Here is a 15,105-nt window from a genome sequence, read left to right as displayed (position 1 = left end):
GTTGGGCCGTGCAGAGATTGCAGAAGATTCCTGGGGGTCGGCCCCCAGACCCCCTAAGAAACTTCGGGCCCAACAAGGAGAGCAGGGAACCCAGATGGCGGAGCTCACGATCCGGCCGGAGGAGATCCGGGACGCGCTGGAGAACTTTGTCCAGTCGTACCAGCCGGACGCGGCCTCGCGCGAGGAGGTCGGTACGGTCAGCGTTGCCGGTGACGGCATCGCGAAGGTCGAGGGCCTTCCCTCGGCCATGGCGAACGAGCTGCTGAAGTTCGAGGACGGCACCCTCGGTCTCGCCCTCAACCTCGAGGAGCGCGAGATCGGTGCGATCGTCCTCGGTGAGTTCAGCGGTATCGAGGAGGGCCAGCCGGTGCAGCGCACCGGTGAGGTGCTCTCCGTCGGCGTCGGCGAGGGCTACCTCGGCCGCGTTGTCGACCCGCTCGGCAACCCGATCGACGGCCTCGGCGAGATCGAGACCGACAGTCGCCGCGCCCTCGAGCTGCAGGCTCCGGGCGTCATGGTCCGTAAGTCGGTGCACGAGCCGATGCAGACCGGCTACAAGGCCGTCGACGCCATGGTGCCGATCGGCCGCGGCCAGCGTCAGCTGATCATTGGTGACCGTCAGACCGGCAAGACCGCTCTGGCCGTCGACACGATCATCAACCAGCGCGACAACTGGCGCTCCGGTGACGTGAAGAAGCAGGTGCGCTGCATCTACGTCGCCATCGGCCAGAAGGGCTCCACCATCGCGTCCGTGCGCGGTGCGCTGGAGGAGGCCGGCGCCCTCGAGTACACGACGATCGTCGCGGCTCCGGCGTCCGACCCGGCCGGCTTCAAGTACCTGGCCCCGTACACCGGTTCGGCCATCGGCCAGCACTGGATGTACCAGGGCAAGCACGTCCTGATCATCTTCGACGACCTGTCGAAGCAGGCTGACGCCTACCGCGCCGTGTCGCTGCTGCTGCGCCGTCCGCCGGGCCGCGAGGCCTACCCGGGCGACGTCTTCTACCTGCACTCGCGTCTGCTGGAGCGCTGCGCCAAGCTCTCCGACGACATGGGCGCCGGTTCGATGACGGGTCTGCCGATCGTCGAGACCAAGGCGAACGACGTGTCGGCGTTCATCCCGACCAACGTCATCTCCATCACCGACGGCCAGTGCTTCCTTGAGTCCGACCTGTTCAACGCCGGCCAGCGTCCGGCCCTGAACGTCGGTATCTCGGTCTCCCGTGTCGGTGGCTCCGCCCAGCACAAGGCCATGCGGCAGGTCTCCGGCCGGCTTCGCGTGGACCTCGCCCAGTACCGTGAGCTCGAGGCGTTCGCCTCCTTCGGCTCCGACCTGGACGCGGCTTCCAAGGCCTCGCTGGAGCGCGGTAAGCGCATGGTCGAGCTGCTGAAGCAGAGCCAGTACCAGCCCATGCCGATCGAGGAGCAGGTCGTCTCCGTCTGGGCCGGCACCACCGGCAAGATGGACGAGGTCCCGGTCGCCGACATCCGCCGCTTCGAGAGCGAGCTGCTCGAGTTCCTGCGCCGCGAGCGCAAGGAACTCCTCACCAGCATCGCCGAGGGCGCCAAGATGTCCGACGACACGCTGCAGTCGATCGCCGACGCCATCACCGCCTTCAAGCAGCAGTTCGAGACCTCGGACGGCAAGCTTCTGGGCGAAGACGCGCCGGTCACGGCCAAGTGACGACGGAAGGGACCTGACTCATGGGAGCCCAGCTCCGGGTCTACAAGCGTCGCATCAAATCCGTCACCGCGACCAAGAAGATCACCAAGGCGATGGAGATGATCGCCGCCTCGCGCATCGTCAAGGCGCAGCGCCAGGTGGCGGCCTCCACGCCGTACGCGACCGAGCTCACCCGCGCGGTCACTGCGGTGGCCACCGGGTCGAACACCAAGCACCCTCTGACCACCGAGGCGGAAGCCCCGACCCGCGCCGCGGTGCTGCTCATCACGAGCGACCGCGGTCTGGCCGGCGGCTACTCCTCCAACGCCATCAAGGCGGCGGAGCAGCTCACCGAGCGGCTCCGTGGTGAGGGCAAGGAGGTCGACACGTACATCGTCGGCCGCAAGGGTGTCGCCTACTACGGCTTCCGCGAGCGCAAGATCGCGGACTCGTGGAGCGGCTTCACGGACAACCCGACGTACGCGGACGCCAAGAAGGTCGCGGCTCCGCTGATCGCGGCCGTCCAGCAGGACACGGCCGAGGGCGGCGTGGACGAGCTCCACATCGTCTTCACCGAGTTCATCTCGATGCTGACGCAGACGCCGGTACAGAACCGGCTGCTGCCCCTCAGCCTCGAGAAGGCGGCCGAGGAGTCCGGTACCAAGGGCGAAATCCTTCCGCTGTTCGACTTCGAGCCGTCGGCGGAGGACGTCCTCGACGCCCTGCTGCCGCGCTACGTCGAGAGCCGGATCTACAACGCGCTGCTTCAGGCCGCTGCTTCCAAGCACGCTGCCACCCGCCGCGCGATGAAGTCGGCGACCGACAACGCCGGGGAGCTCATCAAGACCCTCTCCCGGCTTGCCAACGCGGCCCGCCAGGCCGAAATCACCCAGGAAATCAGCGAGATCGTCGGTGGCGCCAGCGCCCTGGCCGACGCGACCGCGGGGAGTGACAAGTAAGTGACGACGACTACCGAGAACGAAGTGACGGCCGCCGCCACGGGCCGCGTCGCCCGGGTCATCGGCCCGGTCGTCGACGTGGAGTTCCCCGTCGACGCGATGCCGGAGATCTACAACGCGCTGACCGTTCAGGTCGCCGACCCGGCCGAGGACGGCAAGCTCAAGACGCTGACCCTCGAGGTCGCCCAGCACCTGGGTGACGGCCTGGTCCGCGCGATCTCGATGCAGCCCACCGACGGTCTGGTCCGCCAGGCCACGGTGACGGACACCGGCAACGGCATCACGGTGCCGGTCGGCGAGATCACCAAGGGCAAGGTGTTCAACACCCTCGGTGAGATCCTGAACGTGGACCCGTCCACGGTCGAGATCACCGAGCGCTGGCCCATCCACCGCAAGGCGCCCTCCTTCGACCAGCTCGAGTCCAAGACCGAGATGTTCGAGACCGGCGTCAAGGTCATCGACCTTCTCACCCCGTACGTCAAGGGTGGAAAGATCGGTCTGTTCGGTGGTGCCGGTGTCGGCAAGACCGTTCTGATCCAGGAAATGATCTACCGCGTCGCCAACAACCACGACGGTGTGTCGGTGTTCGCGGGCGTCGGTGAGCGTACCCGTGAGGGCAACGACCTCATCGAGGAAATGACCGACTCCGGCGTCATCGACAAGACGGCGCTTGTCTTCGGTCAGATGGACGAGCCCCCGGGCACCCGTCTCCGTGTCGCGCTTGCCGGTCTGACCATGGCGGAGTACTTCCGCGATGTGCAGAAGCAGGACGTGCTCTTCTTCATCGACAACATCTTCCGTTACACCCAGGCCGGCTCCGAGGTCTCCACGCTGCTCGGCCGTATGCCGTCCGCGGTGGGTTACCAGCCGAACCTGGCTGACGAGATGGGTCTGCTGCAGGAGCGCATCACGTCGACCCGCGGTCACTCGATCACCTCGATGCAGGCGATCTACGTCCCCGCGGACGACCTGACCGACCCGGCGCCGGCGACCACCTTCGCCCACCTGGACGCGACGACCGTTCTGTCGCGTCCGATCTCGGAGAAGGGCATCTACCCGGCGGTCGACCCGCTGGACTCGACGTCCCGCATCCTGGACCCGCGCTACATCGCGGCGGACCACTACGAGGCCGCCATGCGTGTCAAGGGGATCCTCCAGAAGTACAAGGACCTCCAGGACATCATCGCGATTCTCGGTATCGACGAGCTGGGCGAGGAGGACAAGCTCGTTGTCCACCGTGCCCGTCGCGTCGAGCGCTTCCTGTCGCAGAACACCCACGTCGCCAAGCAGTTCACCGGCGTGGACGGTTCGGACGTGCCGCTCGACGAGTCGATCGCCGCGTTCAACTCGATCTGCGACGGTGAGTACGACCACTTCCCCGAGCAGGCGTTCTTCATGTGCGGTGGCATTGAGGACCTCAAGGCCAACGCCAAGGAGCTCGGCGTCTCCTGAGGCCCGTGACTCCGTGAGAGGGGCGGGTGTGTCCCGCCCCTCTCGCAACGCCCACTAGAATTTGACCCAACACCCGGCAGAACCGCCGGGTGGTGACCCGAGGAGCCACCCTTGGCTGCTGAGCTGCATGTCGAGCTGGTCGCCGCGGACCGACAGGTCTGGTCCGGCGAGGCCACCCTGGTCGTCGCGCGCACCACGTCCGGCGACATCGGCGTCATGCCCGGTCACCAGCCGCTGCTCGGTGTGCTGGAATCGGGCCCGGTGACCATTCGTACGAGCGAAGGCGGGACCGTCATCGCTGCTGTCCACGGCGGATTCATCTCCTTCGCGGACAACAAGCTCTCTCTGCTGGCGGAGATCGTCGAGCTGGCGGACGAGATCGACGCACAGCGCGCCGAGCGTGCGCTGGAGCGTGCCAAGTCGGACGAGGACGATGCCGCAGAGCGGCGCGCCGATGTCCGTCTGCGCGCGGTGGCGGTGCACTAGGCATCCCGCCGACAGTCCCTTCGGGGGTCTGGGGGTCGCACCCCGGACAGACACACTCGCGTCAGCCGCGGCCCGGCCTGGAACTCTCCAGGGCGTGCCGCGGCTGAGGCAGATGCAGGTGAAGGTACGAGCGGTATTCCCGTTACTGGACGATGCGAGGAGGTCGGTGGAGATGTTCCTCGCTCTTCTTGTGGGCGGCCTGGTCGTCGCACTGGTGGTGATCGGGCTTTTCGTCTTCGGACTGCGCCGGCGGCTGATCCAGCGCTCCGGCGGTACCTTCGACTGCAGCCTCCGCTGGAACGTCCCGGAGGAGACCGATGGCTCCGGCAAGGGATGGGTGTACGGCGTCGCCCGCTACAGCGGTGACCGGATCATGTGGTTCCGGGTCTTCTCGTACGCCCCCCGCCCGCGCCGCTTCCTGGAGCGCTCGGCCATCGAGGTCGTCGCGCGCCGTAAGCCCGAGGGCGAGGAGGAGCTGGCGCTGCTGTCCGACGCGGTCGTGCTCGGCTGTCACCACCGCGGGACACGCCTGGAGCTGGCGATGAGTGAGGACGCGCTCACCGGATTCCTCGCCTGGCTGGAGGCGGCTCCGCCCGGCCAGCGCGTCAACGTAGCCTGAGAGTGTGACAAAGCCCGGGAGAGCAGGTCTCCCGGGCTTCGCTGTGTACGCAGTGCTGGTTCGAGCAGCTAGTTCAGACCGCTGTTGATCGCGCCGACCAGCTCTCCGTTCGTGGTGTCACCGCTGAACTCCCAGAAGAACGCGCCTCCCAGGCCCTGGCCCTTCGCCCAGCTCATCTTCGAGCCGACGGTGGCCGGGGTGTCGTAGCTCCACCAGTTGCTGCCGCACTTCGCGTACGCCGTGCCGGCGATCGTTCCGGTGGACGGGCAGCTGTTCTTGAGGACCTTGTAGTCCTCGATGCCCTGTTCGTAGGTGCCGGGGGCGGGTCCTGTCGCGGTGCCGCCCGGCGCGCTCTGGGTCACTCCGGTCCAGCCGCGCCCGTAGAAGCCGATGCCCAGCAGCAGCTTGGCCGACGGCACGCCCTTCGCCTTGAACTTGGCGATCGCCTCGGCGGAGTTGAAGCCCGCCTGCGGGATGCCCGGGTACGAGGTGAGCGGGGAGTGCGGGGCGGTCGGGCCCTGTGCGGCCCAGGCGCCGAAGAAGTCGTACGTCATCACGTTGTACCAGTTGACGTACTGGGCAGCGCCGCCGTAGTCGGCCGCGTCGATCTTGCCGCCGGACGAGGCGTCCGCGGTGACGGCCGCGGTGACCAGGTTGTTCGTACCGAACTTGGCGCGCATCGCCTGCATCACGTTCTTGAAGGCGGCCGCGCCGCTGGTGTCGCAGGACAGACCGCAGGCGTTCGGGTACTCCCAGTCCAGGTCGATACCGTCGAAGACATCGGCCCAGCGCGGGTCCTCGACCAGGTCGTAGCAGGACTGCGCGAAGGCCGCCGGGTTGGCCGCGGCCTGGCCGAAGCCGCCGGACCAGGTCCAGCCGCCGAACGACCAGAGCACCTTGATGTTCGGGTACTTCGCCTTGAGCTTGCGCAACTGGTTGAAGTTGCCGCGCAGCGGCTGGTCCCAGGTGTCGGCGACGCCGTCGACGGCCTGGTCGGCGGTGTACGCCTTGTCGTAGTCGGCGTAGGAGTCACCGATCGCGCAGCGGCCGCCGGTGACGTTCCCGAAGGCGTAGTTGATGTGCGTGATCTTGGCGGCGGAGCCGGAGGTCACCAGGTTCTTCACGTGGTAGTTGCGTCCGTAGACGCCCCACTCGGTGAAGTAGCCGAGCTTGACCGTGGAGCCGGGGCCGGGGCCCGGGTCTCCGCCACCGCCGGTGGTGCGGACCGCGCGGGCGCCACTGACCGGTCCTGTCTGGTCGGCGGTGTCACGCGCCTGGACGGTGTACGAGTAGTCGGTGCCGGCCGTGAGCCCGGTGTTGGTGTACGTCGTGCCGGTCACCGTCGCCACCTTGGCGCCGTCACGCAGCACGTCGTAGTTCTTGATGCCCTTGTCGTCGGTGGCGGCGGTCCAGCTCAGCGTCACCGCGGTGTCGGTGATGTTGGACGCGCTCGGGGTGCCGGGGGCGGAGGGCGGGTTGTCGCCGGGGACGCTGCCGCCGTCGCAGGAGGCGCCGTTGAGCTTGCAGCCGGAGGGGGCGCCGGGGCCCGCGCCGTTGAAGCCGAAGGAAACGGAGGCGCCGGGGGCGAGAGTGCCGTTCCAGCTCTTGTTCTTGGCGGTCCAGTGGGTGCCGGAGCTGGTGACGTCGGCGTCCCAGGCGGAGGTGACGGAGGTGCCGGAGGGGAAGTCCCACTCGACGGTCCAGGAGCCGAGGGAGGTGGTGCCGGTGTTCTTCACCGTCCATTTGCCCTCGAAGCCGGATCCCCAGTCGGAGACCTTGACGTAGCTCGCGGTGGCCGATGCGGCGGCCTCTGCGGGGGAGGCGAGGCCGACCATGGCGGCGAGGGGGAGCAGTAGCGCAGTCAGACCCGCGACGGCTCTGGATCTGAACTTTCTTCGATGCAGGGGGGCTTGGGTGCTCAAGGGGTGCTCCTCGAGTTGCGGACGGACATTCGGGGTGGTCCGTGAACTGCGCACCCTGCGACGGCTCTCCGCAGCGTGTGCGGTGAGAGTAGGAAGGTCTGGACCAATCGTCAATAGGTCCAGACCAAAGCTGTGGTGGGTGGGGAAGGGGTGGGATCAGATGCGGGCCGGGTGGCGGGCGAGGTGCCGGTCGGACGGTGGGTCGGAGATGGGTCGGGCGGCGGGTCGGCCGCCGGTCAGATACCCAACTCCTGTGCCAGTACGGCCGCTTGGACCCGGCTGCGCAGCGCCAGCTTGCCCAGCAGCCTGCTCACATGGGTCTTCACCGTGGCCTCCGCCATGTCGAGCCGGCCCGCGATCTCGGCGTTCGACATCCCCTCACCGATGCACGAAAGCACCTCGCGCTCGCGTCTGGTGAGTGGGTCGAGGATCGCGGGGTCGGGCGCGTCCGCGGATCGTACGGGCTGAGGCGTCGCGAACTCCGCGATCAGCCGGCGGGTGACGGCCGGCGCGATGAGCCCCTCGCCGCGCGCCACTGTGCGCACCGCCTCGAGAAGGTCGTTGGCCTCGGTGTTCTTGAGCAGAAAGCCCGCGGCCCCCGCTCGAAGCGCCCCGAAGACATACTCGTCCAGATCGAACGTGGTCAGCACGAGGACGTCGGCAAGCTGTTCGGCGACGACCAGCCGGGTCGCCGACACCCCGTCAAGCCGCGGCATCTGGACATCCATCAGTACGAGATCCGGGCGCAGTTCGCGGGCGAGCCGTACCGCTTCCTCGCCGTCCGCCGCCTCACCGACCACCTCGATGTCCGGCGCGCTGCGCAGGATGAGGACCAGACCGGCGCGTACGGCGCTCTGGTCCTCCGCGACCAGTACCCGGATCGTCATGCCTTCCCGTTCCCTTCGTCGAGGGGCAGCTCCGCCCGTACCTGCCAGATCCTGGTTCCGTCCGCGGTGGTGACCGGCCCGGAGTCGAAGGTCCCCGCCAGCAGCGCCACGCGCTCGCGCATACCGACCAGACCGGCCCCCGAGCCGGGGGCGCGCGGTCCGGGCCCGTCCCCGTACGGGCTGGTGACGCCTACCGTCAGCATCTGCCCGTCCCGGCCGAGCGCGACCGTGATCCCCCCGGGAGAGGCGTGCTTGAGCGCATTGGTCAGCGACTCCTGGATGATGCGGTACGCCGCGAGCTCGACCGGCGCGGGCAGCGGGAGGTTCTCCGCGCGGGTGTCGGTGAGTGTGAACTCCATGCCGCTGGAGGCGCCGTTCGTCCGTGCCTGCTCCAGCAGCGCGTCCACGCCGGAAAGCCTCGGCACGGTGGACGGCTCCGTGTCGCCGCCGCTGTCCCTCAGCAGCCCGATCAGCCGCCGCATCTCGGCGAGGCCGTCGACGCTGTTCTCGCGGATGACGCCGAGAGCGTCGCGGGAGGTCTTCGGATCGTCGATGGAGAGCGCGGCCGTGGAGTGGATGGCGATCGCCGAGAGGTGATTGGCGACCATGTCGTGCAGCTCGCGGGCCATCCGGGCGCGCTCGGCAGTCACCGCCTGGGTGCGGTCGATCTCGGCGAGCAGTGCGGTCTGCTCGGCGCGCAGCCGGGCCGCCTCGGCGGCGTCACGGTGGGTGCGTACGCTCACGCCGGTCCAGGCGGGGGCCACCGTGACCACCGCGAAGAGCAGACCGAGCAGCACGGCCTGCGCATCCTGGAAGACGACAAGTGCGGTGACGGTGACGGCGGCGGTGGCCACCATGGACACGGCGGGGATACGGCGAGCGGCGGCCTGAGTGCCGTAGAGGACCGCCGCGTACACCAGGTCCGTGAACAGCGCGATCGTGGCGACGTTCCCGGCGGTGAACGGGTCGGCCAGCATCGCCAGACAGCCGATCGTCAGCGCGGTGTTCGGCATCGTCCGGCGCAGCAGCGCCGCCCCGCTCATCACCGCGAGCGGCAGCAGCGCGAGCGCGCGCGGGTCGAAACCGTGCCCCCCACGGCTGTCCAGGCCCAGCGACCAGAGCAGCAGGCCGCCGAGGAAGCCGGCCACGGCGATGAGCACATCGTCGCGGTGGGGGCGGGGGAGAGCGGTCACAGACCCATCAAACACGGCGGGCGGCGCGCGGGCCTCCACGTCGCGGGTGAAGGCCGACTACATCGAAGGATGCAGTGCCACTTCGTCACTGCCGACGACGAATCACCGCCGTACGGACGGAAGTGTGGGGCCAGAAGGAAGGGAGAGTGCTGTGATCGTCACGCTGATCGTGATCTGCGAGGTCGGCTTCTGGGTGCTGCTGGCCGCCGGACTTGCCCTGCGCTACCTGGCGAAGATGCCGCGTCTGGGCGCTGCCGTGCTGCTCTGTGAGCCGCTGCTGGAGGTCGTCCTGCTGGTCGTGACGGCGATCGACCTCAAGAACGGCGCCGCACCGGACTGGAAGCACGGACTCGCCGCGGTCTACATCGGTTTCACCGTGGGTCTGGGCCACCAGACGATCAAATGGGTCGACGCCCGGGTCGCGCACCGCTTCGCCGGCGGCCCGCCGCCCGTGAAGCCTCCGAAGTACGGCACCGCTCGCATGATCCACGAGTGGAGGACGGCCATCCGCTGGACCGTCGCCGCGGTGGTCGCCATGGGCCTGCTGCAGGCCGCGATCTGGTACGTCGGCGGCGACGGTGACGTCGGTTCACTGCGCATGTGGCAGCAGAAGATGCTCTTCGTCATCGGCATCAACGTGATCATCGCCGGGAGCTACACGCTCTTCCCGAAGAAGGCCCCGGTGGCGGAGCGCGAACGGGTCCGCGTCGAGCGCTAGGAATCTCAAGCCTCGCGGGCGGGTGCGGCGCGGGTCCCGGGGCGGGGCCCCGGGACAGTGGCCTACCGCTCGCCGCCGGGCACCCAGAGCACGTCCCCGACCTCCTTGTTCGCGGTCCTCGCCAGGATGAACAGGAGGTCGGAGAGGCGGTTGAGATACGTGGCCGTCAGGGGGTTCATGATGTCGCCGTGCACCTCCAGCGCCGCCCAGGTCGAGCGCTCCGCGCGCCGTACGACCGTGCAGGCCTGGTGCAGCAGCGCCGCCCCCGGCGTACCGCCCGGCAGGATGAAGCTGCGCAGCTTCTCCAGCTCCTCGTTGAAGCGGTCGCAGTCCGCCTCCAGCTTGTCGATGTAGAACTGCTCGACCCGCAGTGGCGGATACTCCGGCTCCTCGACCACGGGGGTGCACAGATCCGCGCCCACGTCGAAGAGGTCGTTCTGGACGCGGACGAGGACCTGTACGACCTCCGCGTCCAGCTGTCCCAGCGCGATGGCCGTGCCCAGGGCGGCATTGGCCTCGTTGGCGTCGGCGTACGCCGCGATCCGTAGATCGGTCTTGACCGTCCGGCTCATATCGCCGAGGGCCGTCGTGCCCTGGTCGCCGGTGCGGGTGTAGATGCGCGTGAGGTTGACCATGCGACCAGCCTAGTTACGCGCCGGCCCTGCGGAAGACACGTGTGCCGGCCGTCACGGACCCGAGCACGAAGACGAAGCCGATGAGGTCGGGTCGTCTCCCCGCGAGGAGACCGGCGCGGACCCCGCCGATCACCCCGACGAGGTCTCCCGCGAGTCCCTGGACCTCCTCGACGACATGGAGGACGTGCTGGGGGAGAAGGTGCTCAAGTACGCGGTCCGGGAAGCCTGATCGGCCGTACCAGTGTGATGTCCGTCATTCGAGACGTGACGCGTATCTCTTCACCGCCACACGGCCCCTCACGGGCGCTAACCTCCCGCAGAGAGTCCACATGTAAACGGGTGTTAAGGAGTGCCGCAGTGGCCAGGAAGCTCGCCGTCATCGGGGCCGGACTCATGGGGTCCGGTATCGCGCAGGTCTCGGCCCAGGCGGGCTGGGAGGTCGTGCTGCGTGATGTCACCGACGCGGCCCTGACCCGCGGCAGGGACGGCATCAAGGCCTCTTACGACAAGTTCGTCTCCAAGGGCAAGCTGGAAGCGGCCGACGCCGACGCGGCGTTGGCGCGCATCACGACCACCACCGACCTGGATGCCGTCGCCGACGCGGACATCGTCGTCGAGGCGGTCTTCGAGAAGCTCGAGATCAAGCACGAGATCTTCCGTACGCTCGACAAGCTCGTACGGGACGACGCCGTCCTCGCCTCCAACACCTCCGCCATCCCGATCACGAAGATCGCGGCAGTGACGGAGCGTCCGGAGCGGGTCGTCGGCGCGCACTTCTTCTCGCCCGTCCCGATGATGCAGCTGTGCGAACTGGTGCGCGGCTACAAGACCAGCGACGAAACGCTCGCCACCACGCGGGAGTTCGCCGAGTCGGTCGGCAAGACCTGCATCGTCGTCAACCGCGACGTCGCAGGTTTCGTCACCACGCGCCTGATCTCGGCGCTCATCGTCGAGGCCGCGAAGCTGTACGAATCGGGCGTAGCGTCCGCCGAGGACATCGACATCGCCTGCAAGTTGGGCTTCGGCCACGCCATGGGGCCGCTCGCCACCGCCGACCTCACCGGCGTGGACATCCTGCTGCACGCCACGAGCAACATCTACACCGAGTCCCAGGACGAGAAGTTCGCGCCGCCGGAGCTGATGCGCCGGATGGTGGATGCCGGTGACATCGGCCGCAAGAGCGGGCAGGGCTTCTACAAGCACTGACCCTCATCGACCGTTTTGGTATCACCCGTCGGGGTGAATTCGGTATCGGTTCGCTCACAAGCAGCAACCGCTCTGCCCGTGCGGCAGTCAGTTGTTGCAAGACGGAACAAGACAGAAGCAGACAGTCAGCACAGACACAGACAGACACAGGGCCTGAAGCACTCTCGGGGAGCGCATATGCACATCAGGGGCGACCACGCCGAGCTGGTCGTCGGGGGCCGCCTCGACGTCCGCAGCGCGGCGGACGCCCGTACGGTCCTGCACTCGGCCGTCGACAGCGGAGCCGGCGACCTGGTGCTCGACCTGACCGATCTCGACTCCTGGGACGCCACCGGGCTCGGGGTCATCATGGGCGCACACCGCCGGGCCGGCCGGTGCGGCCGCCGACTGGTGCTGCGCGGAGTCCCCCCGCAGATGCAGCGACTACTGGTGGCCACCCGGCTGCATCGCATCCTTGCCATCGAAGGCGGCATCGCGGCCGAAACGCTTCCTCGGGTCTGAACCGTTATGACGCTCGCAATCCTCACGAGACTGTGACGTCACGGGCGGGTCGGCACCCCCCTGGTGCATAGATACTGAGCGAAGGTCTAAGGTTCGGTCGCCCGCCGTTTCGACGTACCCATGCGGTGGGCACCGGACCGAAGCTACAGCGGGGCGTGCAGAAAGCCGGGAGGGACACATCCGCACGCGGCTCCGCCTCCAGGAAATCAAATGATCTTGGCGGGGACGAAGCTAAGCGAAGCGCATCTGGGGGGCTTGGACCATGGACAACGACACTTTCGGCGAGGGCGCGGGCCAGGCTCGCACGCCGCGCGACGCCACCACGCCGGACCTCGGACAGTCCGCACCGACGCTCGCCCGTACCGTCCAACTCGTCTCGGGCGACTTTCTGCTCACCGTCAATCCCGTCGACGGCAGCGAGATCGAGCCCTGCCCGCCGGGTGAGCGGCCCGCGTCACCGGCCCGGCACACCGCCGCCGAACGCACCGAGCTGCAGCGCGCGGCGCAGCCGCCCCTACCGGCAGGGCCTCCCGCCCCGCGGCTCCCGCTGTTGGAGCGCGACGAGGAGCGCCGGCGGCTCGTACGGCTGCTGGGCCGTGGCCGCTCGGTGCGGCTCACCGGCCCCGCGGGCTCCGGACGCAGCGCACTGCTCGACACCGTCGCGGAGAAGTGCGCGGATCTCGCGCCCGACGGCGTCGTACGCCTCAGCGGCCACAACCGCACCCCCACCGAGCTGCTGTACGCGCTCTACGCCATCGTCCACAAGGCTCCTCGGCACCGGCCCGACCAGGCCGGGCTGCTCGAGCGCGTCCGTGACATCGGTGCGATCGTCCTCCTCGACGACCTGGAGTTCGGCGGCGCCGCGCTCGGCCAGCTGCTGGACGCCGCACCCGAATGCGCCTTCCTGGTCGCCGCCACACCCGACGTCGCCGCACCCGCCGCGGACTCACACCTCGAAGAGGTCTTCCTCGGCGGTCTCGGCCGCAGCGCCTCGCTGGAGCTGCTGCAGCGCGCCGTGGAACGGCCGCTCACCGAGGACGAGGCGAACTGGGCGGGCGACCTCTGGTTCGAGTCCGAGGGCCTGCCGCTGCGCTTCGTACAGGCGGGCGCGCTGCTGCGGCAGTGCGACGCCCTGCGTGCCGACCCGGAGGACTTCGACCCGTACACGCCCGCCGAGCGCGTCGAGGGGGGCGAGGTACCGCTGCCGAGCCTGGCGGAGGGTGCCGCGCCCGCCGCGCTGCTCGCCTCCCGGCTGAGCAAGTCCGCCCGCCAGACCCTGCGTTTCGCCGTCGCGCTCGGCGGCGAGGTCCCGCACCAGGCGCATCTGCCGGCACTCGTCGGGGACACACACGCGGACGCCGCCATCGGCGAGCTGATGAGCTGCGGGCTGCTCTCCCCGGTGGGCGCGCGCTACCGGCTGGCGGCCGGCGTGATCGCGCAGCTGACGGAGAAGGGCTACGCGAGTGACACGGCGGCTCACGCCCACACCGCCGCCCAGCACTACGCCTGGTGGGCCGGGCATCCCTCGGTGACGCCCGAGCGGGCCGTGGCCGAGGCGGACGCCGTACTCGCGGCGCTGACCGCGCTCGTGCCCGGCCAGGAGTCCGGACACCCCAGCACAGCCGTACTGCTGGCCCGCAGCGCCGCGCCCGCCTTCGCGGCCGGGCAGCACTGGAGCGCCTGGGAGCGGGCCCTGCGGGTCGGCTCGGAAGCGGCCCGGCTGGCGGGCGAAGTGGCCGAAGAGGCGTACTTCCACCATGAACTGGGCGTTCTGGCGCTCTGCAACGGCAGCCTGGAGCGGGCGCGCGCCGAGCTGGAGGCCTCGATCGGCATGCGCGGGGCGCTCGCCGACAAGCGCGGCACCGTCGCGGGTCGCAGGGCGCTGGCGCTCGTTGCGGACCGCGCGGGCGGCCCGGTGCCCGGCGGACGCACCCCGGCGGGCGAGGAGGTGCCGGCCGCGCGCCACGAGGAGTCGGCGTCGCCGCCCGGAGGCGTACCGGCAGCCGTGCCGCTCTCGCGGCTGGGACAGGTCTCGGGACCGGGTTCTGTGGGTCTGCGGAAGTCCGCGGACGAGCCTGCGGCGACTGTGTCGCGGCGCGAGACGCCCGCGGGCGGCACATGGCCGGGCCGCGGCCGTTCGCTCCTCGGCGGTGCCCGGCGCAACCTCGTTGCCGCGGGGGCGGGCGCGCTGCTCGCCGCCGTGCTCGGCACGGTGGTGACGCTCGGCGCGACCTCCGACAACAACGACGCCCCTGGCAACAAGGTCAGGAACGGCCAGTCCGCGAACGAGGACGACTCGCAGAACGGCCTGGACGCGGACGAGCCGGCCGACGGCTCCACCAAGAGCCCCGGCGGCGGGGGCGGCGACCCGAAGGACCCGGACAAGGTGACGCCGGGCGCGACCTCTTCGTCGGGTGCGCAGTCCACGCCGGGCGGGAAGCCGTCGTCGAGTTCGGCGACGCCGGAGGGCAGGCCGTCGACCTCGGGCAGGCCCCCGACGAACCCCCCGACGAAGCCGACCCCTTCATCGTCGAGCCACCCCTCTCCGTCCACCTCCTCGCCTTCGAGCACGCCGTCCACTACGCCGTCCACCACGCCGACGCCCACCCCGTCGACACCGGACTCGGCCAGCGCCCCTGTCACGAACAGCAGCGCCCCCGGGTCGTCCGCGTCGTCCGAACCGTCCGGCTCCAGCGCCGGCTCGCCGGTGATCTGACCTTCAGTTGATGCAGTACGGCCCCGGGGGGGCGTGGCGGCCCGGGGCGGGCTCAAGCACACATGGCGGGAAGGGGAGTAAAAACAGATCATTTGGTGGGGGGAAACCCGCCGCCCGGTGTTTTTGGGCACCACACACCCCCAAACGC

13 protein-coding genes are annotated in these 15,105 nt (G+C 69.3%); 9 read left to right on the top strand and 4 right to left on the bottom strand.

Annotated features, from left to right (window positions below; genetic code table 11):
- Positions 1-94: 94 nt before the first annotated feature.
- From atpA to ACFWDI_RS20245, 5 genes are all read left to right on the top strand, one after another.
- Entirely contained in the window at positions 95-1,684 is a 1,590-nt protein-coding gene (gene atpA, locus ACFWDI_RS20265; RefSeq protein WP_385305697.1) for a F0F1 ATP synthase subunit alpha, read from the top strand.
- A gap of 20 nt (positions 1,685-1,704) precedes the next feature.
- Complete coding sequence (locus ACFWDI_RS20260) at positions 1,705-2,622, top strand: F0F1 ATP synthase subunit gamma (RefSeq protein ID WP_362680057.1); 918 nt, start codon at positions 1,705-1,707, stop codon at positions 2,620-2,622.
- Entirely contained in the window at positions 2,623-4,074 is a 1,452-nt protein-coding gene (gene atpD / locus ACFWDI_RS20255; protein ID WP_385305696.1) for a F0F1 ATP synthase subunit beta, read from the top strand.
- A 111-nt stretch (positions 4,075-4,185) separates the two neighbouring features.
- Entirely contained in the window at positions 4,186-4,560 is a 375-nt protein-coding gene (locus tag ACFWDI_RS20250) for a F0F1 ATP synthase subunit epsilon (protein WP_327326114.1), read from the top strand.
- Between the two features lie 172 nt (positions 4,561-4,732).
- Positions 4,733-5,179 (top strand): DUF2550 domain-containing protein, encoded by a 447-nt coding sequence (locus tag ACFWDI_RS20245; RefSeq protein WP_327326115.1) that lies wholly within the window; start codon positions 4,733-4,735, stop codon positions 5,177-5,179.
- Positions 5,180-5,247: 68 nt separating this feature from the next.
- Here ACFWDI_RS20245 and ACFWDI_RS20240 read toward each other — a convergent pair whose 3' ends face one another.
- The 3 genes from ACFWDI_RS20240 to ACFWDI_RS20230 form a co-directional block, all read right to left on the bottom strand.
- Positions 5,248-7,014 (bottom strand): glycosyl hydrolase family 18 protein, encoded by a 1,767-nt coding sequence (locus tag ACFWDI_RS20240; RefSeq protein ID WP_385305843.1) that lies wholly within the window; start codon positions 7,012-7,014, stop codon positions 5,248-5,250.
- A gap of 323 nt (positions 7,015-7,337) precedes the next feature.
- The gene (locus ACFWDI_RS20235; protein ID WP_385305694.1) at positions 7,338-7,988 is read right to left on the bottom strand and encodes a response regulator; all 651 of its coding nucleotides are present in this window, start codon (positions 7,986-7,988) and stop codon (positions 7,338-7,340) included.
- Positions 7,985-9,181: a sensor histidine kinase gene (locus ACFWDI_RS20230; RefSeq protein WP_385305692.1), complete on the bottom strand. Its 1,197-nt coding sequence runs from the start codon at positions 9,179-9,181 to the stop codon at positions 7,985-7,987. Before ACFWDI_RS20230 ends, ACFWDI_RS20235 begins: the two co-directional genes overlap by 4 nt.
- Before the next feature lie 151 nt (positions 9,182-9,332).
- Between ACFWDI_RS20230 and ACFWDI_RS20225 the strand changes: the two genes are divergently transcribed.
- Positions 9,333-9,899 carry a hypothetical protein gene (locus ACFWDI_RS20225; protein ID WP_385305691.1) on the top strand — a complete coding sequence of 189 codons (567 nt, stop codon included), beginning with the start codon at positions 9,333-9,335 and terminating at the stop codon, positions 9,897-9,899.
- Positions 9,900-9,961: 62 nt separating this feature from the next.
- Here ACFWDI_RS20225 and ACFWDI_RS20220 read toward each other — a convergent pair whose 3' ends face one another.
- Complete coding sequence (locus ACFWDI_RS20220) at positions 9,962-10,534, bottom strand: cob(I)yrinic acid a,c-diamide adenosyltransferase (RefSeq protein ID WP_362680072.1); 573 nt, start codon at positions 10,532-10,534, stop codon at positions 9,962-9,964.
- A gap of 357 nt (positions 10,535-10,891) precedes the next feature.
- Here ACFWDI_RS20220 and ACFWDI_RS20215 point away from each other — a divergent pair, with 357 nt between their 5' ends.
- From ACFWDI_RS20215 to ACFWDI_RS20205, 3 genes are all read left to right on the top strand, one after another.
- On the top strand, positions 10,892-11,740 hold the full coding sequence (locus tag ACFWDI_RS20215) for a 3-hydroxyacyl-CoA dehydrogenase family protein (RefSeq protein WP_327326120.1): 849 nt from the start codon (positions 10,892-10,894) through the stop codon (positions 11,738-11,740).
- 177 nt (positions 11,741-11,917) lie between these two features.
- A complete protein-coding gene (locus tag ACFWDI_RS20210; protein WP_327328499.1) occupies positions 11,918-12,241 on the top strand; it encodes an STAS domain-containing protein in 324 nt (107 codons plus the stop codon).
- Between the two features lie 262 nt (positions 12,242-12,503).
- Positions 12,504-14,957 (top strand): ATP-binding protein, encoded by a 2,454-nt coding sequence (locus tag ACFWDI_RS20205; RefSeq protein WP_385305688.1) that lies wholly within the window; start codon positions 12,504-12,506, stop codon positions 14,955-14,957.
- The last annotated feature ends 148 nt before the right edge of the window (positions 14,958-15,105 follow it).

This window comes from Streptomyces sp. NPDC060064, from assembly GCF_042736455.1.
GTDB lineage: Bacteria > Actinomycetota > Actinomycetes > Streptomycetales > Streptomycetaceae > Streptomyces.
This window is presented reverse-complemented; position numbering and strand designations above follow the sequence as displayed.

What these genes read in the sequence shown, in the direction of transcription:
- atpA (WP_385305697.1), top strand. Translation starts at nt 95, where the DNA reads ATGGCGGAGCTCACGATCCGGCCGGAGGAGATCCGGGACGCGCTGGAG.
- ACFWDI_RS20205 (WP_385305688.1), top strand. Translation starts at nt 12,504, where the DNA reads ATGGACAACGACACTTTCGGCGAGGGCGCGGGCCAGGCTCGCACGCCG.
- ACFWDI_RS20260 (WP_362680057.1), top strand. Translation starts at nt 1,705, where the DNA reads ATGGGAGCCCAGCTCCGGGTCTACAAGCGTCGCATCAAATCCGTCACC.
- ACFWDI_RS20240 (WP_385305843.1), bottom strand. Translation starts at nt 7,014, where the DNA reads ATGGTCGGCCTCGCCTCCCCCGCAGAGGCCGCCGCATCGGCCACCGCG.
- ACFWDI_RS20235 (WP_385305694.1), bottom strand. Translation starts at nt 7,988, where the DNA reads ATGACGATCCGGGTACTGGTCGCGGAGGACCAGAGCGCCGTACGCGCC.
- ACFWDI_RS20245 (WP_327326115.1), top strand. Translation starts at nt 4,733, where the DNA reads ATGTTCCTCGCTCTTCTTGTGGGCGGCCTGGTCGTCGCACTGGTGGTG.
- ACFWDI_RS20210 (WP_327328499.1), top strand. Translation starts at nt 11,918, where the DNA reads ATGCACATCAGGGGCGACCACGCCGAGCTGGTCGTCGGGGGCCGCCTC.
- ACFWDI_RS20220 (WP_362680072.1), bottom strand. Translation starts at nt 10,534, where the DNA reads ATGGTCAACCTCACGCGCATCTACACCCGCACCGGCGACCAGGGCACG.